At 67.7% G+C, this 18,742-nt stretch carries 19 protein-coding genes; 9 read left to right on the top strand and 10 right to left on the bottom strand.

The window, feature by feature from the left end:
* The first annotated feature begins 125 nt into the window (after nt 1-125).
* From EV650_RS13870 to EV650_RS13885, 4 genes are all read left to right on the top strand, one after another.
* On the top strand, nt 126-437 hold the full coding sequence (locus EV650_RS13870; RefSeq protein ID WP_238174196.1) for an RlpA-like double-psi beta-barrel domain-containing protein: 312 nt from the start codon (nt 126-128) through the stop codon (nt 435-437).
* 13 nt (nt 438-450) lie between these two features.
* Nucleotides 451-1,053, top strand: a complete 603-nt coding sequence (locus tag EV650_RS13875; protein WP_134118978.1) for a cell wall protein — start codon at nt 451-453, stop codon at nt 1,051-1,053.
* A 1-nt stretch (nt 1,054) separates the two neighbouring features.
* Nucleotides 1,055-1,876 carry a MauE/DoxX family redox-associated membrane protein gene (locus EV650_RS13880; protein WP_134118980.1) on the top strand — a complete coding sequence of 274 codons (822 nt, stop codon included), beginning with the start codon at nt 1,055-1,057 and terminating at the stop codon, nt 1,874-1,876.
* A gap of 182 nt (nt 1,877-2,058) precedes the next feature.
* Nucleotides 2,059-4,113 (top strand): PQQ-dependent sugar dehydrogenase, encoded by a 2,055-nt coding sequence (locus EV650_RS13885; RefSeq protein WP_134118982.1) that lies wholly within the window; start codon nt 2,059-2,061, stop codon nt 4,111-4,113.
* Nucleotides 4,114-4,120: 7 nt separating this feature from the next.
* Here EV650_RS13885 and EV650_RS13890 read toward each other — a convergent pair whose 3' ends face one another.
* From EV650_RS13890 to EV650_RS13910, 5 genes are all read right to left on the bottom strand, one after another.
* Entirely contained in the window at nt 4,121-4,738 is a 618-nt protein-coding gene (locus tag EV650_RS13890; RefSeq protein ID WP_134118984.1) for a TetR/AcrR family transcriptional regulator, read from the bottom strand.
* Nucleotides 4,735-5,748, bottom strand: a complete 1,014-nt coding sequence (locus tag EV650_RS13895) for an NAD-dependent epimerase/dehydratase family protein (protein WP_134118987.1) — start codon at nt 5,746-5,748, stop codon at nt 4,735-4,737. The genes EV650_RS13890 and EV650_RS13895 overlap by 4 nt, the downstream gene beginning before the upstream one ends.
* A gap of 75 nt (nt 5,749-5,823) precedes the next feature.
* Nucleotides 5,824-6,681 (bottom strand): haloalkane dehalogenase, encoded by an 858-nt coding sequence (locus tag EV650_RS13900; protein WP_134118989.1) that lies wholly within the window; start codon nt 6,679-6,681, stop codon nt 5,824-5,826.
* 11 nt (nt 6,682-6,692) lie between these two features.
* Entirely contained in the window at nt 6,693-7,130 is a 438-nt protein-coding gene (locus tag EV650_RS13905; protein ID WP_134118991.1) for a MarR family winged helix-turn-helix transcriptional regulator, read from the bottom strand.
* Nucleotides 7,131-7,187: 57 nt separating this feature from the next.
* Nucleotides 7,188-7,694, bottom strand: a complete 507-nt coding sequence (locus EV650_RS13910) for an NUDIX domain-containing protein (protein WP_134118993.1) — start codon at nt 7,692-7,694, stop codon at nt 7,188-7,190.
* A 179-nt stretch (nt 7,695-7,873) separates the two neighbouring features.
* Between EV650_RS13910 and EV650_RS13915 the strand changes: the two genes are divergently transcribed.
* The 3 genes from EV650_RS13915 (at nt 7,874) to EV650_RS13925 (ending at nt 10,337) form a co-directional block, all read left to right on the top strand.
* On the top strand, nt 7,874-8,269 hold the full coding sequence (locus tag EV650_RS13915) for a VOC family protein (RefSeq protein ID WP_134118995.1): 396 nt from the start codon (nt 7,874-7,876) through the stop codon (nt 8,267-8,269).
* Between the two features lie 454 nt (nt 8,270-8,723).
* Complete coding sequence (locus EV650_RS13920) at nt 8,724-9,830, top strand: NAD(P)/FAD-dependent oxidoreductase (RefSeq protein ID WP_134118998.1); 1,107 nt, start codon at nt 8,724-8,726, stop codon at nt 9,828-9,830.
* Between the two features lie 84 nt (nt 9,831-9,914).
* Nucleotides 9,915-10,337 carry an iron chaperone gene (locus EV650_RS13925; RefSeq protein WP_134119000.1) on the top strand — a complete coding sequence of 141 codons (423 nt, stop codon included), beginning with the start codon at nt 9,915-9,917 and terminating at the stop codon, nt 10,335-10,337.
* 1 nt (nt 10,338) lies between these two features.
* Here the strand turns inward: EV650_RS13925 and EV650_RS13930 are convergent, their stop codons facing one another.
* Nucleotides 10,339-10,914 carry a YbhB/YbcL family Raf kinase inhibitor-like protein gene (locus tag EV650_RS13930; RefSeq protein WP_134119002.1) on the bottom strand — a complete coding sequence of 192 codons (576 nt, stop codon included), beginning with the start codon at nt 10,912-10,914 and terminating at the stop codon, nt 10,339-10,341.
* The gene (locus tag EV650_RS13935) at nt 10,911-11,411 is read right to left on the bottom strand and encodes a MarR family winged helix-turn-helix transcriptional regulator (protein WP_134119004.1); all 501 of its coding nucleotides are present in this window, start codon (nt 11,409-11,411) and stop codon (nt 10,911-10,913) included. The genes EV650_RS13930 and EV650_RS13935 overlap by 4 nt, the downstream gene beginning before the upstream one ends.
* A 120-nt stretch (nt 11,412-11,531) precedes the next feature.
* Between EV650_RS13935 and EV650_RS13940 the strand changes: the two genes are divergently transcribed.
* Nucleotides 11,532-14,660 carry an AfsR/SARP family transcriptional regulator gene (locus EV650_RS13940; RefSeq protein WP_134119006.1) on the top strand — a complete coding sequence of 1,043 codons (3,129 nt, stop codon included), beginning with the start codon at nt 11,532-11,534 and terminating at the stop codon, nt 14,658-14,660.
* Here the strand turns inward: EV650_RS13940 and EV650_RS13945 are convergent.
* Both EV650_RS13945 and EV650_RS13950 read right to left on the bottom strand, forming a co-directional pair.
* On the bottom strand, nt 14,644-15,387 hold the full coding sequence (locus EV650_RS13945; protein WP_134119008.1) for an ABC transporter permease: 744 nt from the start codon (nt 15,385-15,387) through the stop codon (nt 14,644-14,646). The two genes, EV650_RS13940 and EV650_RS13945, sit on opposite strands and share 17 nt — an antisense overlap.
* Nucleotides 15,384-16,328, bottom strand: coding sequence for an ATP-binding cassette domain-containing protein (locus EV650_RS13950; RefSeq protein WP_134119010.1), 945 nt, complete (start codon nt 16,326-16,328; stop codon nt 15,384-15,386). The genes EV650_RS13945 and EV650_RS13950 overlap by 4 nt, the downstream gene beginning before the upstream one ends.
* A 100-nt stretch (nt 16,329-16,428) precedes the next feature.
* Here EV650_RS13950 and EV650_RS13955 point away from each other — a divergent pair, with 100 nt between their 5' ends.
* Nucleotides 16,429-17,151, top strand: a complete 723-nt coding sequence (locus tag EV650_RS13955; protein WP_238174197.1) for a DUF4097 family beta strand repeat-containing protein — start codon at nt 16,429-16,431, stop codon at nt 17,149-17,151.
* A gap of 77 nt (nt 17,152-17,228) precedes the next feature.
* Here the strand turns inward: EV650_RS13955 and EV650_RS13960 are convergent, their stop codons facing one another.
* The gene (locus EV650_RS13960; RefSeq protein WP_134119013.1) at nt 17,229-18,686 is read right to left on the bottom strand and encodes an FAD-dependent monooxygenase; all 1,458 of its coding nucleotides are present in this window, start codon (nt 18,684-18,686) and stop codon (nt 17,229-17,231) included.
* Nucleotides 18,687-18,742: the final 56 nt, after the last annotated feature.

Raw genomic sequence — 18,742 nt, forward strand, 5'->3', positions numbered from 1 at the left:
AGGCCTAGGAGGAATCTGTCATGGCCGGAATCACTGCTGAAGCCTCATGGTTCTGTTGTGGGAACGCATGGGGACCCTGTGGAAGCGCCGGGCACGGCGCCTGCGGGACCTGTAACTCGGGAAACATGCAGCACGCGTGGCCGAACACCTCGGACGGGTGCTACGCCATCACCCATCCGGACACCTGCGGGATCACCGGGATGTCCCGGCGAACCTGCGGCTTCCAGCACGCCACGACCAGTCTGTGCACTGGTAAGCGGGTCGTCACGTCGATCGCCGACTGCGGTCCGCAGACCGACCTGTTCTGCGGCGAACGCACCTGCTGCGGCGGGAACTGCGCCTCGAACCGGGTCATCGACTTCACGCCGGCCGCGTTCAGCGCGCTCGGCCTCAGCCTGAACAGCGGCCTGTCTCCCGTCACGATCAACGCGGCCTGAGAGGAGAACCGAGATGACAACCACGATGGATCGCCGCTCGCTGCTCAGCCGCGCCGCTCTCGGTGCGACCGGACTGGTCGCCGCCACCGCGATGGGATCACTCGCCCCGGAGACGGCGTTCGCCGCCGGTAGTCAGTTCGCCGACGCGGGTCAGCCGGACCCGAACTTCGCCGAGGGTCTGATCATGGGCCGCAACCAGGATCTCCTGCAGGTACAGGGATCCGACGGCCGGCTGCACCGGATCCAGCTGACCGGTGTGACGAGCGTCTGGAAGCTCCGCCCGACCACGATCGACCAGGCCAAGATCGGTGACGGCCTGTACGCACGTGGCGTGCTGCTGCCGGACGGGATCCTGGCCGCCGAGGCGGTCTGGGTCAACATCGTCAACCTGACCGTCGACATCACCTCGATAAGCCGCACCGGCGTGCAGTTCGACCACCACGGCCAGAAGGTCGTCGGTCACGTGCAATCCGGTACCACGGCAGCTGTGTACAACGGCACACCCGCGGTGTCCGATCTGTCGATGCTCAAGGTCGGCCGGCACGCCCAGGTGATCGGCGCCTGGCGACCGGGCACCAACGAGATCGACATCGCGACGATCTACACGTCGAACTGATATGGGCACCGGTTTCGCGGCTGCACAGCCGCTTCTGATCGGGTTGCTCCTGCTCTGGTCGTCGTACGGCAAGTTCGCCGATCCCAAGCAGGCCGAGCGTACGGCGTTACCGCGCTTGGTCGGCGAGTCACGAGCGATCACTGCCTATCGAACCGTTGCGGGGATCGAGGCACTCGTTGCCTTGGCCCTCCTACTCCCACCGGTCTGGACCGTCGAGGCGATCACCACGGTGGTCCTGGCGGCGGGTTTCACCGGATTCCTGATCTACTCGAAGGTCGTCGTCCCCGAGGCGTCCTGTGGATGCGCCGGAAAGTCGGCGAAACCCGTTGGCCGGCGTGCCATCGCTCGAGCTTTGTTGCTGCTGGCAACCGCTGCAGTGGCGACGACGGCGACAATCGCCTGGTGGTCTGCGGGTCCGGTCATCGCTGTGCTCGTCGTCGAGGCGGCTGCGTTCGTGATGCTGTCCGCCGAGCTCGACCGGTACTGGCTACTACCGATCCGCCGCTTCCGGATCCGGCTCAGCCATCCGTACGCCGGTACTGCGTCCGACACCGCACCACTCGCCGCGACCCAGCGGCGCGTCCTGCTCAGCCCGGCGTACCGCGCGGTCGACGGGCTGCTGCACTCCGACATCCACGACTACTGGGACGACGATGACTGGCGCTACTTGAGTTACGTCGCCAGGTACGACGGCCGCCGAGCGACCGCCGTCTTCGCCGTACCGCACCAAGACTCCACCCCGGAGTCCGTCCGGGTCGCTGTCGTTGACGAGGCGTCTGGGATGACCCTCTACCGACCGATGGTGTTGGGGGTTGCCGGGTAATCCGGACCGCCAGGCCATCACAACCGCAAGTTCGCCGCCCCCGCCAGGCTGACCGTGGCGGGGGCGGCGGCATTGTGATGGCGCGGCGGTCCGCACCTGTTGACAGATCTCAGGATCGTTAGGAAGCTTTCCTAATAGTTTGTCCCCTGCAGCTCCTCCGCCCCGGAACACCAGGAGACCTCATGAGATCCCGTTCGATCTGGTCCGTGACCGCGCTGGCCGTCCTCACGCTCGGGCTCAGCGCTCCACCATCCGCCACGGCTGCGGCTGCGGCTGCGGCCACGGACTACCAGGCCGAGGATGCGACCATCTCCCAAGGTGTGGTCGAGTCCAACCATGCCGGCTACACCGGAAGCGGCTTCGTCAATTACGACAACCTTGTCGGCGGTTACGTCGAGTGGACCGTGACGGCTCCGGCCGGTCCGGCCGACGTGACCCTGCGATACGCGAACGGCACGACGGCCACTCGGCCGATGGACTTCACCGTCAACGGTCAGCCCGGTGCGGTCGGCATCACGTTCCCCGGTACGGGCGCGTGGACTACGTGGAAGACCAAGACTGTCCGCCTCCAGCTCAGTGCCGGCACCAACAAGATCCGCGCCCGCGCTACCAGCGCTGACGGAGGACCTAACGTGGACGAGCTGACCGTCACGCCGACCACCAACGACACCACGCCCCCGTCCGCTCCGGGGAACCTTGCCGTCAGCAACATCAAGTCGAACGCCGCCACCTTCACCTGGACCGCGGCCACCGACGACGCCGGCGTGGTCCGCTACGAGATCAACCGCGGCGGCAACGTCCTGAAGGTTGTCGACGGCAACACGTTGACCGCGACCGTGGACACGCTGACCGCCAACACGGCGTACGACATCTCCGTCGGCGCATTCGATGCCGCGGGCAACGCTTCGCAACAGAGCAACGTGGTCACGTTCACCACGCCGGGCAGCGGTGACACCCAACCACCGACCGCTCCGGGGAGCCTGCACTCGACCGGAGTGACCGCGAACAGCGTGTCCCTCGCGTGGAATGCATCCACCGACAACGGCGGCAGCATCGCCGGGTACGACGTCTATCAAGGGTCGACGAAGGTGGCGACGACTGGCTCGTTGACCGCGACCGTGACCGGTTTGACGCCCAACACGCAGTACAGCTTCACGGTCAAGGCCAGAGACCCTGATGGCAACGCGTCCGATCCGAGCAACGCGGTGACGGTTCGTACGTCGACCACGGGCACCGGCGGCATTCCGGAGTACGACAAGGACATCGCGAAAGTCGACCTCGGCTGGAGCGTTGCGTTCCTGCCGGACGGGTCCGCGCTGGTGACCGAGCGGGACCGGTTCGAGGTACTGCGGGTGACGGCGAGCGGGCAGAAGACGACGCTCGGGAAGGTGCCGGGCGTGGTCACGACCAGCGGCGAAGGCGGTCTGCTCGGGATCGCGTTGTCGCCGAACTTCGCGACCGACCACTGGGTGTACTTCTACCACACGGCTTCCGGCGACAACCGGATCGTGCGGATGAAGTACGAGGACGGCAAGCTCGCCACAACCTCGTCCCCGGTACTCACGGGATTGGCGAAGAACCGGTACCACAACGGCGGGCGGATCGCGTTCGGTCCGGACGGGAAGCTGTACGCGACCGTCGGCGACGCGAAGAACTCCGGCAACGCGCAGAACAAGAACTCGCTCAACGGCAAGATCCTGCGGATGAACGCCGACGGCACTCCGCCGAGCGACAACCCGTTCTACAGCAGCGGCGGCAACGCCCGCTATGTCTGGAGCTGGGGTCATCGGAATCCGCAGGGTCTGGCCTGGGACTCGCGTGGTCAGCTGTGGGCCGCCGAGTTCGGTGAGAACAGCCTGGACGAGCTCAACCTGATCCAGAAGGGCGGCAACTACGGTTGGCCGGCCTGCGAAGGCACGATCGGCGACTGCGACGGGTACATCGCGCCGAAGCGCACCTGGTCGACGTCGCAAGCCGGGCCGAGCGGCATCGAGATCGTCAACGACTGGATCTACATCGCCGGCGTCACCGGTGAGCAGCTCTGGGTCACGAAGATCAATGCCGCGGGCAACGGTGTCGGGACTCCGCAGGCGTTGTTCTCCGGTCGCTGGGGACGACTGCGGAGTGTCACTCGGACGCCGGACGGCGGGTTGTGGCTGACGTCAACGAACGACGACAAGGACGGCGGTACGCCGAGCACGATCGACAATGCGATCGTGCGGCTGAAGTTCCCTTAGACAGTCGTTATTTCTTGCTGCTGCGGAGGATGGTGTCGAGGGCCGCGGCCGGTGGCGGGGGCACCGGCAGCGGTGGGTGGCCCGGGCGGAGGGCGTCGAGCATCAGGGCCAGGTAGCGGCGCCACAGCTCCGGGTCGATGGTGCGGCTCATGGCGAACGCCGGGCCGAGCATCGCGAAGACCGCCGCGACGTCTTGCGGCGCGGCGTCTTCGCGAATCGCGCCGGCGCGTTGACCGCGTTCGAAGAGTTCGGTGACGGAGGCAACGATCCGCGGCCAGATCCGAGCCTGCTCATCGTCATCCCCCTGTCCGGTAAGGGTTTCGTAGAGTCCGCGGTCGGTGGCCTGCCGGGAGGCGGTGCGCTGGAAGAACTGAACGAGTCCGTCCCACGGGTCTTCGATCGCGAGCGCCTCCTCGGCGTCGACCACGATCTGCTCGGTCGCATCCCGCAGTACCTCGGCGGCGATCGCATGCTTGTTCGGGAAGTGCCGGTACGCCGTACCCGTGCCCAGGCCGGCGTGCCGGGCGATGTCGTCAAGGGTCGCGCCGAACCCGTGCTCGGCGAACACCTCGCGCGCCGACGTGACGAGGCGCTCCCGGTTGCGAACGGAATCCCGCCGGCTCATCCTGCGACCACGCCGTGCTCGATGAGGCTCTCGGCGCACTCCACGACGGTCTGCGCCGCCGGGCGCTGCTTCCACCCGAGGACGCGCTCGGCCTTCGCGGTCGTGTGCCGGTTGCGCCGGCCGAGCGAAACGGTGATCGCCTTCAGCGACGGGTCGGTGATCGACGCGAGCCGGACGACGAAGTTCGGCAGCTCGCGGGTCGGCACCGACCCGGCTTGGGCGCCGAGGCCGGCCTTCAGGGCTTGGGCGATCTCCCGCATCCAGACGAATTCTCCGGTCCCGAGGAACCGTTCGCCGGCCGCCTCCGGCGCCAGCATTGCGCGGATGTGCAGGTCGACCAGGTCGCGGACGTCGACGACCTCCAGGCCGATCTTCGGTGCCCCCGGCATCTTCCCGGTCAGCATCCGCTGAATGATCTGCGTCGTACCAACGTTGTTTGCGGTCAGGATCGGGCCGAAGACCGCGCCGGGCAACACCGTCGTCAGCTCGGTCGGGCCGTCGTACGACGCCATGAAGTCCCAAGCAGCCTTCTCTGCAAGGGTCTTCGACCGCCGGTACGCCGGCAGCGACGGGTCGTCGATTGTCCACAAGGTCTCGTCCGTCACGCTCTCCTCGGCGTACGACGCCGGGCTCGCAGCGTTGGCCGCCGACGTCATCACGACCCGCCGTACGCCGGCGTTGGTCGCGGCCCGAAGGACCCGCAAGGCCCCTTCGCGCGCCGGGACGATCAGCGCGTCGGGGTCCTTCGACGACTCGTCGCCGAGCGGCGAGGCCACGTGCAGCACGTAGTCGACGCCGGCCATCGCCGCGTCCCATCCGTCGTCGTTCAACAGGTCGGCCGCGGCGAACGTCAGCCGCTCCCCCGGATCCCCCACTGCCTCGCGAACCGCGTCCCCTTTCGCGAGGCTCCGCACCGTCGTCCGCACGTCGTACCCGCGCTCGAGCAACGCGACGATCGCCCAGCCACCGACGTACCCCGTGCCGCCGGTCACCAGCACCGTTTCAGTCATCTTCTCCACCTCGGGCTTAACGGAGATCCGCTCTCCGGTTACGAGAGTAGCACGAAGTGGAGAGACGCTCTCCGGTTAGCGCAGGCCGTGCTTGTCGATCCAGGTGGAGAGCTCAGCGGCGATCTCCTTCGGGCGGTCCTCAGCGGCATGGTGGCCGGCCGGGCCGCAGTGGACGACGTCGAGCGCGGCGATGCTTGCCTGGCACCATTCCTTGACCTCGTCGCCGATGAGCAGAGTCGGCGAACCTTCGAAGGTCAGCAGCAGCTTGGGTACGTCGGGACTCGCGGCGAGCCAGTCGTCGTACGCCTCGACCCTCGCGACGAGCTCGGCCGGGTCGCCGCCGAGCGGGAGCTGACGGGCCCAGGCGAGGATGGGCTTGCGGGTTTCGGGCGTCGGGTACGGCGCGAGGTAGGTCTGCAGATCCTCGTCGGAGACTGGCGTGAGTACGCCGCCGGTGAAGGCTTGGCGGACGAAGAGGTTCTGCTCGAGGACGAGATCCTCGCCGGCGCCCGTCGTACGGATCAGGCGGGACCGTTCGGCGGCCTGTGGGGACAGGTCTTCCCAGGCCATCGGCTTCACGATCGTCTCGAAGAACGCGATGCCTTTGACGCGCTCGGGATGACGCGACGCCCAGTCGAACGCGAGCGCGCCGCCCCAGTCGTGGCCGACGAGAATCACCTCGTCGAGACCGAGTGCGTCGAACCAGGCGTCGAGGTAGCGGGCGTGGTCGGCGAACGTGTACTCGAGGTCGGGCTTGCCGGACCGGCCCATGCCGATCAGGTCGGGCGCGAGGATTCGGCCCGCGCCGACGTTCGGCACGATGTTGCGCCAGACGTACGACGAGGCGGGGTTGCCGTGCAGGAAGACAATCGGCGTACCACTGCCGCTGTCTTCGTAATAGATGGTCGAGTCGAGTAGGTCGATTTCAGGCATGACGGAATTCCTCACAGTGGGGTGTCGAGCAGGTCGGTGAGATCGCGGACGAAGCTCTTCGTCCGCGCGCCGCGGCGCCCCCCGAGCGGCGCCAGCAGTTTGTCCAGCAGAGCAGCGACTTCTCCGATCGCGGGCTGGATCGTCTCGCGCCCTTTCGCGGTCAACTCGAGCCGCATCGTGCGCGTGTCGACGGCGTCCCGGGTGCGCTCGATCAGCCCGTCCGCGTCGAGACTGCGCGCCAACTTGGAGACGTACAACGCTTCCAGGCCGGTGTGATCAGCCAACTCCCGCTGGCTCGGCGCGTGACCGTCCCGCTCGAGTCCGTACAACGAGGCCAGCATCACGTACTGCGCATGCGTCAACCCCCGCGGCGCCAACGCCCGATCAACCGCCACCCGCCACTTCATCGAAAGCCGCCAAACCAAATGCCCCGGCGTCGCTTCACCCATACCAAATACAGTACATGGCTACTATGTACATGGCTAGTATCTCGGAGTGCGACCGCTCTAGCTGCGGCCGAAGTCGGAGTAGGTAGGGAGACCGGTGGTCAGGGAGGTTTGGGCGAGGGTTAGGCGGCGGGCCATCGAGGGGCGGAGGTGGGGGGTTGCTTCGGCGAGGGTCAGGTAGTGGTGGGCTCGGGCCTCGGTGGGGTCGAGGGTGAGGGTTTGCTGGTCGAGTACGCCGCCGTCGAAGATGAACGCGAGGGAGTCGGTCCAGGGGCCGATCGCCGGGACCCAGTCGACGACCAGGAGGCGGCCGATCTCGAGGTCGAGGCCGATCTCCTCCTTGACCTCGCGACGGCAGGCTTCGTACGGCGATTCGTCGTACTCGACGATGCCGCCGGGGATGTCGAGGGTCGGCTTGTAGGTGGGTTCGAGGAAGAGGATGCGGCCGGCCCGGTCCCGGATCAGCGCGCCGCCGGCGGCGGTTTTGCGCGGCAGGCGGGCGGCGATGCCGGGGTTGAACTCCTTCTCCGGCTCACCCTCGGCGGCGAGATCGTCCTGTCGGTTCACGGGTCGAGCGTATGTCTCCTACTTCCCTGCCGTCGCGAGTAGGAGCCAGCCAGTCCCGAGCCAGGACCCGGGACTGAAGACAGGAATCGGGACTGGGGACAGGGTATGGGGGCTGGGGACCTGGTATTGCTTGTCTCCGGACACCAAAGGGTGTCTTCAGTCCCGGGAGAGGGGTCGCGATGTTGCGAGGGCGGTCGGCGAAAGGGCATTGGTTCGGGACGGTGATCGACGCGCCGGATCCGCAGGCGCTCGGCATGTTCTACCACGCGATTCTCGGGTGGGAGATCCACAAGGACGAGCCCGACGAGTTCACGCTGGCTGTGCCCGGCAACTCCGAGACCTACCTCGCGTTCCAGGCGCAGACGTCCGCGCCGTGGGCTCGCCCGGTCTGGCCGGCCGCCGACGGACAACAGCAGATGATGATGCATCTGGACATCGAGGTCGGCGAGCTCGATACCGCCGTACGGCACGCGATCGAGCTCGGAGCCACCCTCGCGGAATACCAGCCTCAGGACGAGGTCCGGGTTCTTCTCGACCCGGCCGGTCATCCGTTCTGCCTCTACGCCAACGGCTGATCCAACGCGCGCGTCATCCAGATCGAGTCGCCGCGCTCGGGGTTCTCGTCGACCCGGCCGCTGCGCTCGAAACCGAGCTTCTCGAGAACACGGAACGACGGCGCGTTCCACTCCCGTACGGTCGCCCACAGCAGGACCCGAGGAACTCCGGACCGCTCGGACGTCGGACCGTTTCAGGGGTCAACCCCCGAGTTGGCCGGTTGTCCCCCCGGCATACAAGCGGCTAAGCGGCCGGGTCAGGGGTTGACCCCTGAAACGTACGTCGTCGGGCGGGGCTGGGCTCGGCGCGCGGCTGGGGTTAGGAGCGCGGGGGCGGGCCGCGGGCCGGATTCGTGACGTCCCTGGTGTCCGCGCCACCGCCGCAGGACTTCGACATCGATGTTGAACGTGACCGGCGTCACGTCACATCCGGGGTGGTGAGCGGTGTCTTGTGTTTATCGAAAGGAGTGCGCACATGACACCGCACATCGTCGTACTAGGGGCCGGGTACTCCGGTCTGGTCGCGGCCAAGCTGGCAGCGCGGCGTACCGGATCGCCCGTCACGCTGGTCAACGCCCGCGAGACCTTCGTCGAGCGGGTCCGGATGCACCAGCTCGCGTCCGGTCAGAAGTTGCCGGAGCGGCCGATCAAGGAGCTGCTCGCCGGGACCGGCGTCGAGTTCGTCGCCGACCGGGTGCAGCGGATCGACGCCGAGTCCCGGACCGTCGTCCTGAGTGATCGCGAGCTGCGGTACGACGTCCTGATCTACGCACTCGGGAGCCGGGCGGACCTGAACTCGGTGCCTGGGGCAAACGAATACGCCTACACCGTTGCGGACGTCGACCACGCCGGCCAACTCCGCGACCGCCTCCGCACGGCCGGAACGATCGCCGTCGTCGGCGGTGGGCTGACCGGGATCGAGGCCGCCACCGAGCTCGCCGAGAGCTACCCAGACCGGACTGTCCGCCTCGCAACGAGCGGCCGGCTGGGCTCGGCGCTCTCCGATCGTGGCCAACGGCACCTACATCGTGTCTTCGACCGCCTCGGCATCGAGCTGGTCGAGAACGCCCGCGTCGCCGCGGTGGACGCCGACGGCCTGAAGCTCGACGACGGAGATCGCGTGCCCGCGGATGTCGTGGTCTGGACGACCGGCTTCGAGGTCTCCCCGCTGGCAGCCGAGGCCGGCTTCGCGGTCGACGCACACGGCCGGATGAAGGTGGACGCGACCCTCCGGTCGACCTCCCACCCGGACGTCTACGCGATCGGCGATGCGGCAGCGGTACGTCGTACCAGCGGGCAGGAGCTCCGGATGGCCTGTGCGACCGGACTCCCCGCCGCGGCTCACGCCGTACGTTCGCTGACCGCCCGCCTGGCCGGCCGTCAGCCGAAACCGCTGCGTTACCGCTACATCCAGCAGTGCATCAGCCTCGGCCGCAACGACGCCCTGATCCAGTTCGTCCACGCCGACGACTCGCCGCGCAAGACCGTGCTCACCGGCCGCTCCGCCGTCCGCTACAAGGAGGCCATCGTCCGCAGCGCCTTCCTCGCCCAACGCCACCCGGCGCTCACCGCCTTGGCCTGATCGATCAGTTTTCAAGAAGCACCGGCCCGGCGTCGGCTTCTACTGTGAGGAGTGTTCAAGCCGATCAGTTGAAAGGACACTCCAATGGCCACGACGCCGAAGAAGTCGTACGACGGGTTCAGCGAAGCTGAGCGGGATGCGATGAAGGAGCACGCGAAGGAGCTCAAGAGCAAAGAGGATCCCAACGAGGCGCAGCTGGCGAAGATCGCCGGGATGGCCGACGGTGACCGGGAGATGGCCGAGCGGTTGCACGCGCTGATCGCCAAGGAGGTGCCCGAGCTGACGCCGAAGCTCTGGTACGGGATGCCCGGCTGGACCCTGGGCGGGAAGAACGTCTGCTTCTTCCAGGACGCGGCCAAGTTCAAGGCCCGCTACGCAACCTTCGGTTTCAGCGACCTGGCCAAGATCGACGACGGCGACCTGTGGCCCACGTCGTACGCCGTCATGGAGCTCACCCCGGCCGTCGAGAAGCAGCTCATCGCGCTGGTAAAGAAGGCTGTCAGCTAAGTCAGGCGGACCGTTCGTAGAAGCCGTCGTACCGGGCGCGGGCAAGGACTCCGCCGGCCGAGGCCAGAACGTCCCGCGGCTTGGCGTTCTCGAGAGCTGGTCCGCGCGGTCCCTCGGTCAGAGGGTCAGCGAGGGCGAAGAGCTGGAATACATAGCGATGCGCGCCATGACTCTTCGGTGGTGCAGGCCCGAAATAGCCGCTGCCGATGCCTGCGCGCAGTACGCGTACACCGGCGGCCGGATTGCCCGCATCGAGAGCGCCCTGCGCCAGGCTGGTCGCCGACGCGTCCAGCAAGGCCACGCAATGGATGAAGGGCAGCGGCGTGGGGGCATCGGGATCCTCGACGACCAGCAGCAGTTGCGCCGTACCCGTGGGGACCGAGGACCAGGTCAAGGCTGGCGACACGTCCTCGCCGCCCACCCGGGTCGAGGCATGCACCAGCGGAATGATGCCTTCGTGGTCGAAGTCCGAACTGCTCAGCGACAACGTCTCCGGGCCGGCCAGATTCGGCGAGTTCCAGGCGAGCGCCGCGTCGCCGCGTCGCCGGTTCTTGGGCGCATCAGCCCGCTCTGTCATTGCTTCTCCTGATCGGTGGGTGGAGCGGCGGGGTGGCCCTGGCGCAGGCCTGTCAGTTCGTCGACGGCGCTGCGCTGGGAGCGTTCGATGAACTCCAGCAGCGTGTTCAGCGCTTGGGGCTGGAAGACCGCGAGGTCATCGTGCGCGCGGGCGGTCAGTCCTTCGTAGTACGCCGCGATGCGGGCCAGTCCGTCACCGGTCGGTTCGATGAGCACCCGGCGCCGGTCTTGAGGATCGTTGGTCCGCGTGATGCAGCCGGCGGCGTCCAGACGGTCGATCATCCGCGACACCGACCCCGGTGTCAGACCGACACTGCGAGCCAGCTCGGCAGCGGTGGCGGGTCCGTGCTGATTCAGCACATGCAGACAGTCCAGGTCACTGGCGGCGACGCCGATCCGCTCAGCGATCAGCCGGTTGAGCTGCGACATGGCATTGACCCACCCCGGCAGCGCGGCCAGCACCCGCTCCTGGGCGTCGCGTCGCGACGTGCGCGCCATCCGGCTCTCCTCTCTGCGGTCGCCGGTCAACCTAGCGAATAATGTTGTGCGACGCAATCATTGCGTCACACACCAAGTGCGCCGCCGGAGACCGGCCGCCGCCATGGCACAATCTGGCGGGTGCAGATCGCGATGCTGGGGCCATTCGAGGTGCGTACGGGCGATGGCGGCATCGCCGACGTACCGGGGGCGCGGCTTCGTGGGCTGTTGATCGCGCTGGCGCTCGAGCCTGGTCGCGTCGTTTCGAAGGCGGCTCTGGTCGACTGGATCTGGGGTGAGCAGCCGCCGGCCGATGCGACGAACGCCTTGCAGCGCTTGGTTTCCCGGCTCCGGAAGGTCCTTCCGGAGGGATCGGTCGAAGGGCAGACGGACGGCTACCGGCTGCAGGTGGATCCGGACTCGGTCGACGCCGTACGGTTCGAGCGGCTCGTCGCTCGGGCCCGCACGGACCAGGATCCACAGGGCGTGCGACTGCTCCGCGAGGCGCTCGAGTTGTGGCGCGGTCCGGCGATGCAGGACGTCGGCCTGACCGAGAGCGGGGCATTCGACGCTGCCGTGACTCGGCTCGACGGTCTCCGCCTGGCTGCCATGGAGGATCGGTACGACGCCGAGATCACCCTCGGTCACGGCGCGGAAATGGTCACCGAGCTGACCGATCTCGTCACCGCGCATCCGGTCCGCGAACGGCTCGTTGCCGCGCTGATGCGTGCCCTGGTCGCCTCAGGTCGCGACACCGAAGCACTCCGGGTGTTCGAGCGCACCAGGGAAATCCTCGCCGACGAACTCGGCGTCGACCCCTCGCCGGAGCTCTCCGCACTCCACGTCGCCCTACTGCGCGGCGAGCTGGTACGACGTGACGAGAAGCGGAACACCAATCTCCGCGAAGAACTGACGACGTACGTCGGTAAGGACGCCGACATCGACGCCGTCCGCGGTCTCATCGCCGAACACCGACTCACCACCCTGATCGGGCCTGGCGGGTCCGGAAAGACCAGGCTGGCCGGGGAATCCGCGCGTACCCTGCTCGGCGATCTGCCGGACGGAGCCTGGATGGTCGAGCTCGCGGCCATCGGCGCCGACGGTGACGTGGCCCAGGCGACCCTGGCCGCGCTCGCACTCCGGGACGCGCTGCTCGGCGACGTACCGGAGGCGGATCCGACGGACCGGGTCATCGCGGCGGTCCGCGAGCGGGCGATGCTGCTGATCCTGGACAACTGCGAGCACGTGATCGAGTCGGCGGCGACGTTCGCCCATCGGGTGCTCGGCGAGTGCCCGCGGCTGCGGATCCTCGCGACGAGCCGGGAGGCGCTCGGGATCACCGGTGAGGCTTTGTGGCCGGTCGCGCCGCTTGCCCTGCCCGCGGAAGGCGGGGAGCTCGACTCGCCGGCCGTTCGCCTGCTGCAGGACCGGGCCGGCGCGGTCCGTGCAGATCTCACCTCGGACGCTCAGACGCTGGCCACGATGGCCCGCATCTGCCGGGCCTTGGACGGTATGCCGCTGGCCATCGAGCTCGCCGCGGCCAGATTGCGCACCATGTCCCTCGAGCAGCTGGCCAACCGGCTCGACGACCGTTTTCGTTTGCTGACCGGCGGCAGTCGTACGGCGCTCCCCCGGCACCGGACGCTTCGTGCAGTCGTCGACTGGAGCTGGGAGCTGCTGTCGGAGGCCGAGCGATCGGTGCTGCGCAGGCTCTCGGTCTTCGCCGGCGGCGCGAGCCTGGAGGCGGCGGAACAGGTCTGCGCCGGAGGTGCGGTCGAGTCGTGGGAGGTGCTCGACCTGCTGACCGCGTTGACCGAGAAGTCGCTGGTGGTCGCCAAGGACGAGGGCACGCCGCGCTACCGGATGCTCGGCACGATCAAGGAGTACGCCCAGCAACGGCTCGCGGAGGCGGGTGAGTCCGATTCAACCCGTCGTACCCACCTCGCGTACTTCACCGAGCTGACCGAGACCGCGGACCCGCATCTGCGCCGCGCCGAGCAGCTCGAATGGCTGGCGATCCTCGAACCTGACCACGACAACATCGCCGCGGCGATGCGGGGCGCGCTCGCGGCGCAGGAGGCAGGCGGCGCGATGCGGCTCGCCGCGGGCGCCGGCTGGTACTGGTGGTTCGCCGGGCACAAGGTCGAGGGCAACGAGTACCTGATGGCTGCCCCGGCCCTGCCCGGTGAGGTGGCCGACGAGGTGCTGGCCGTGGTGTACGCGTTCGTCACCGGGATCATGACGTCGGGACGAGGGCGGGACCAGTACAACGCGGAGGAATGGATCCGGAAGGCTGCCGACATCGGTCGACGGGTCGGGACCACGCACCCGGCTGTGAAGATGTCGCCCGCGTTGGAGCGCCTGCTGGAGGGGCCGGCCGCCTTCGTGTCCGCGTTCGAGCCGTTGCTCACCGATGACGATCCTTGGGTTCAGGCGCTGGCACGTCTGCAGACCGGCAAGATGCGCATCATGCTCGGCGACGGCGACCGTGATGCCGACGCCTTGCTCGAGACGGCGCTGGCCGAGTTCCGTGCGATTGGCGAACGCTGGGGGATGTCGTTCGCGCTGACCGAACTGGCGGACCGGGTCGCCGTCCGCGGAGAGTTCGCCGCTGCTTGCGAGTACTGCGAACAGGCGATCGCGGTCGCCGCGGAGGTCGGCGCCACCGAGGACGTCGTACGAATGCGGTCGAGGCAGGCGCAGCTGTACTGGCTGGCCGGTGACCTGGAGGCGAGCGCGGCTGCGATGGCCGACGCGCAACGGCAGGGCGAACGAGTCGCCTGGCCGGAGGCACTGGTCGAACTGGCGCTGTCCAAGGCGGAACTCGCGCGCTGGAGCGGCGACACCGAGGAGGCCCGCCGGCAGCTCGCCGTCGCAACCACGTTGCTGGGGAACGAGGCCGAAGGAGCCAGTCTGCGGATGATCCGGCACGATCTGCTCGGCTACCTGACCGACGATCTCGACGAGTCCTGGGAGCACCGCACCGCCGCGGTCCAGGCGGCGACCGAGAGCGGGCACATCCCAGGCATCGCGCAGGTGCTGGTCGGGATCGCGGACCTGGCCTTGCGTACCGGTCAGGACGAGCAGGCCGCGCGGCTGCTCGCCGCGAGTGCCGCCGTCCGCGGACTACCTGATCTGTCCAACCCGGATCTGACCAGGATCGAGCAGGAAACCCGCAGTCGCCTCGGTGAAAAGCTGTTCACCGAGGCGACTGAAGAGGGGCAGCAGGCAAGTTGGACCGAGTTGGTCGCGGTCACGCTCGCTTCTTGAACGTCGAGGTCGCCCAGACGTACCCGACGACCGCGATCCCGACCAGCCAGGCCAGCGCCGCGATCAGGTCGCTGGACGCGGCCGAACCGTTGAGCAGGCCACGCAGGCTCTCGATGATCGGCGTGAACGGCTGGTACTCCGCGAACTGCTTCACACCGGGACCCATCTTGTCCGCCGGCACGATCGCGCTGCTGAAGAACGGCAGCATGATCAGCGGCACCGAGGCCAGACCCGCCGTCTCCGGAGTCTTCGCGAACAGGCCGAGAGCGACCGTGAGCCATCCGCAGGCGAGAGCAAGCAGTACGACGATACCGATCACACCGAGCCATTCGGCGAAGTTCGCCGACGGGTTGAAGCCGAGCGCGAAGGCCACTCCGATGATCGCCGCGATCGCGATCAGGTTCGTCATCAGGCTGGCGATCACGTGCCCGGTCAGCACCGCACCACGCGGGACGTCCATCACCTTGAACCGGTTGATGATGCCCTTGGTCATGTCGGAGTTCACCGACGTCGCCACCGACCCGAGTCCGTAGCAAACAGCCAGCAGGAGCATGCCGGGCGTTGCATAGTCGACGTACGGAACACCGACGCTGAAGGCGTCTCCGAGCATGTACACGAACATCAGCATGACCACGACCGGCATCAGGACTGCGTTGAAGACCGAAGTTGGGTTGCGGGCGATGTGCTTGAAGTTGCGGCGCAGCATCACCATCGAGGGGTTCTTCATTTCGCGACTACCTCCGCGGTGTCGTGGCCCGTCAGGGCGAGGAATACGTCATCGAGATCAGGGGTGTGGACGGAGAACTCCTCGGCGTCGAGCGAGTGCTCGTCGAGGCGGTCGAGCAGTGCCCGGACCGACTTGGTGCCGCCGTCGCTGGGGACCCGCAGCGTCAGCGCGTCGTCGTCCCGGGTCGAGTCGGGCATGATCTGAGCGGCCGTGTCCAGGTCTTCGAAGCTGGCGAACCGGAACCGCACGTGCGTGCCGGGGATCAGCCGCTTGAGCTCGTCGGGGGTGCCTTCGGCAACCAACTTGCCCTTGTTGAGTACCGCGATCCGGTCGGCCAGTTCGTCGGCCTCGTCGAGGTACTGCGTGGTGAGGAAGATGGTCACGCCGTCGGCCAGCAGCTCGCGGATGATCGTCCACATCGTCCGCCGGCTGCGCGGGTCCAGGCCCGTCGTCGGCTCGTCCAGGAAGATGATCCGCGGGTTGCCGACCAGGGTCATCGCCAGGTCGAGCTTGCGGCGCATACCCCCGGAGTACGTCGCCGCGGCCTTGTCCGCCGACTCCACCAGGTCGAACCGCTCCAGCAGGTCGGTCACGATCCGCTTGCCGTCTTTTGCCGACACCGGGCTCAGGTCCACCATCAGCTGGAGGTTCTCCCTGCCGGTGAGCAGCTCGTCCACGGCGGCGAACTGACCGGTGACCCCGATCTCGGAGCGGACCGCTTTGGCCTCGGTGGCGACGTCGTGCCCGGCCACCCGGACCGTGCCGCCGTCGGCCTTGGTCAACGTGGTCAGCACGTTCACCGTCGTCGTCTTGCCGGCCCCGTTCGGGCCGAGGAGGGAGAAGACGGTGCCCGCGGGGACATCGAGGTCGATGCCGTCGAGCACGGTCTTGTCGCCGAATGCCTTGCGCAGTCCTGAGACCGCGATCGCCGAAGTTGTCATGGGAATACCTTCGGCAGCCGCCCTGACACGCACCTGACACGCCGCCTACACCGTGTCAGTGGCCGTGTCCGCTCTCGGTGGCGGAGCGGTGTCAGGGCCGATGACCAGAGTTGTCCTCATCACCACAACGACTCAGAAGGACACCACCATGACGACGTACAACACCCCCGCACCGATCTCCGCCTCGATCGACATCATCTTCGGCAACATCACGATCAAGGCCGGCGACCGTACCGACACCGTGGTCGAGGTCCGCCCGGTCGACCCGGCCTGGGACCTGGACGTGCAGGCCGCCTCGCACGTCACCATCGAGTTCGCCGACGGGAAGCTGCAGGTCAAGCACCCGAAACTGCGGACCTTGTTCAGCAAGAAGTACGGCGAGGTGGCGGTGCTGATCGAGCTGCCGGCCGGCTCGGACGTGCAGGGTTACACCGCGAAGGGCGCGTACGCCGTCGAGGGCAAGATCGGCTCGTGCGAGCTGAAGACGGCGAACGGCGACATCCGGGTCAGCGAAGTGACCGGCGACCTGCGGGCCAAGTCGGCCACCGGTGACATCTCGGTCGACGTGGCAGGTGCGGCGGTCAACGCCCGTACCGCCAGCGGCGACATCCGGGTCGGCGCGCTCGGCACCGGCGCGGTCGACCTGTACACCGCCACCGGCGAGGTCGCGATCGGCGTACCTGCAGGAACCGCCGCTCAGCTGGACGCGCACACCTCGATCGGCCGGGTGTTCAACGACCTGGACGCCTCCGAGCACGCCGACCGGACCGTAACCGTCCGCGCCCGCACCCACGGCGGCAACATCACCGTCCGCCGCGCGTGATGTCTTGCAGCTCGACAGGAGGTGTCGGACTGCCGGTAGTGCACCTGAGCGCACGCGTACAGCGTCCCGCAGGTGCACTACCTGTCGACCTGCCGAAACCACCGGCCTGCGGCTTCGTCGAATGTCTCCTGATCACCAGTCCAGGCGACGAAACCGTCAGGGCGGATGAGCACCGCGTCTAGTCCGAGGTCGTTTTTCGCCGGCCCGGCGACATAGCGGACATCCCAAGTCGGCTTGAGGTTTCCGGTGAAGTCGAGGAGGACGCCGCGGCCGTCCTGCATCAGGTCGCGGAGCCGGGTGCCGTCCTCGAGTTGGAAGTCCGGCGCGCTCCGGCCGACCAGCGGATGCTCGCCGCCGAGGTCGTAGCGGATCCACGATCCCGACAGCTTGTCCACGATGTACGTCGTACCGTCGCGCGTCCCGAGCAGATCGCGGATCACTCCCTGGATCGCCTGCGCCTGCGGACCCGGACGCATCACATCCACCTGAGCCCGGGTCCAATCGAGCACCGAAGCGCCGATCGGATGACGCTCGGAGGTGTAGGAGTCAAGCAGTCCGTCCGGCGCCGACCCCTGCACGGTCGCCGCGAGCTTCCAGCCCAGATTCATCGCGTCGCCGAGACCGGTGTTCAGCCCCTGCCCACCAAGAGGTGAGTGGATGTGCGCCGCGTCGCCCGCGAGCAGGACGCGTCCTCGCCGGTACGTCGTAGTCTGCATCGCGCGATCGGTGAAGCTCGACGCGAGGTGCAAGTCGGTCAGCGTGACGTCGGTCCCGGACACACGACGCAGTACCGCTTGAAGATGGTCGCGCGTCAACGGCTGCGAGCGATCGAACGCTCCCCCGTCGAAGTCGAGCATGCTGAAGTGGCTGTCGGTTCGCATCCGGATGTACATCCCCGCCGCCGTCACGTTGAAGCCCGGGCGCAGCTTGTCGAGTCCGGCGACCGTCGCGTGCATGGTGTAGCCGGTGAGCTGCGGCTCCGTCCCGACGAACTCGAATCCGGCCAGTCCGCGCACCACGCTACGTCCGCCGTCACACCCGACAACCCAGCGGGCTTCGTACTCCTGATCACCGGCGCGTACGACGACACTCTCGTCGTACTGCGTGACGCCCGAGACCGCCGTACCGCGGTGGATCTCGACGCCGAGCTTGACCGCCCGCTCGGCGAGCACAGTCTCGATCACCTCGAGGCTTGTCATCAGGATGTCGGGAACCGGGCTCGGCAGCCGGAACGGAAACGCGGCCTCGTCGAGGTTGGCCGCATCGACCATCATGCCGGCGAAATGACCCACCATCCGCGTGGCCGGCAACTCGTCACCTCCGCCGACGGGCAACAGGGGCTCCAGCAACCCGCGCCGGTCGAACGCCTGGATCGACGCCGCCGACAGCCCCCGCATCCCGAGCGGCTGCGCCCGCCACGGCGACGGCCCTTCCAGCTCTCGCTCGATCACCATCACAGAACAGCCCGCGAGACCGAGCTCGCAAGCCAGAAACAGCCCAACCGGACCGGCGCCCACAATCACCACGTCATGCACAAGAACTCCCCTTCCGAAGCTTGTTGCCTAAGGCATGCAATGACGGTGACACGCGT

The sequence above is a fragment of the Kribbella kalugense genome (genome assembly GCF_004365875.1).
Lineage (GTDB): Bacteria > Actinomycetota > Actinomycetes > Propionibacteriales > Kribbellaceae > Kribbella > Kribbella kalugense.

Coding starts and splice junctions, on each gene's coding strand:
- EV650_RS13870 (WP_238174196.1), top strand. CDS start 126: ATGCAGCACGCGTGGCCGAACACCTCGGACGGGTGCTACGCCATCACC.
- EV650_RS13875 (WP_134118978.1), top strand. CDS start 451: ATGACAACCACGATGGATCGCCGCTCGCTGCTCAGCCGCGCCGCTCTC.
- EV650_RS13880 (WP_134118980.1), top strand. CDS start 1,055: ATGGGCACCGGTTTCGCGGCTGCACAGCCGCTTCTGATCGGGTTGCTC.
- EV650_RS13885 (WP_134118982.1), top strand. CDS start 2,059: ATGAGATCCCGTTCGATCTGGTCCGTGACCGCGCTGGCCGTCCTCACG.
- EV650_RS13890 (WP_134118984.1), bottom strand. CDS start 4,738: ATGAGCCGGCGGGATTCCGTTCGCAACCGGGAGCGCCTCGTCACGTCG.
- EV650_RS13895 (WP_134118987.1), bottom strand. CDS start 5,748: ATGACTGAAACGGTGCTGGTGACCGGCGGCACGGGGTACGTCGGTGGC.
- EV650_RS13900 (WP_134118989.1), bottom strand. CDS start 6,681: ATGCCTGAAATCGACCTACTCGACTCGACCATCTATTACGAAGACAGC.
- EV650_RS13905 (WP_134118991.1), bottom strand. CDS start 7,130: ATGGGTGAAGCGACGCCGGGGCATTTGGTTTGGCGGCTTTCGATGAAG.
- EV650_RS13915 (WP_134118995.1), top strand. CDS start 7,874: ATGTTGCGAGGGCGGTCGGCGAAAGGGCATTGGTTCGGGACGGTGATC.
- EV650_RS13920 (WP_134118998.1), top strand. CDS start 8,724: ATGACACCGCACATCGTCGTACTAGGGGCCGGGTACTCCGGTCTGGTC.
- EV650_RS13925 (WP_134119000.1), top strand. CDS start 9,915: ATGGCCACGACGCCGAAGAAGTCGTACGACGGGTTCAGCGAAGCTGAG.
- EV650_RS13930 (WP_134119002.1), bottom strand. CDS start 10,914: ATGACAGAGCGGGCTGATGCGCCCAAGAACCGGCGACGCGGCGACGCG.
- EV650_RS13935 (WP_134119004.1), bottom strand. CDS start 11,411: ATGGCGCGCACGTCGCGACGCGACGCCCAGGAGCGGGTGCTGGCCGCG.
- EV650_RS13945 (WP_134119008.1), bottom strand. CDS start 15,387: ATGAAGAACCCCTCGATGGTGATGCTGCGCCGCAACTTCAAGCACATC.
- EV650_RS13950 (WP_134119010.1), bottom strand. CDS start 16,328: ATGACAACTTCGGCGATCGCGGTCTCAGGACTGCGCAAGGCATTCGGC.
- EV650_RS13955 (WP_238174197.1), top strand. CDS start 16,429: ATGACCAGAGTTGTCCTCATCACCACAACGACTCAGAAGGACACCACC.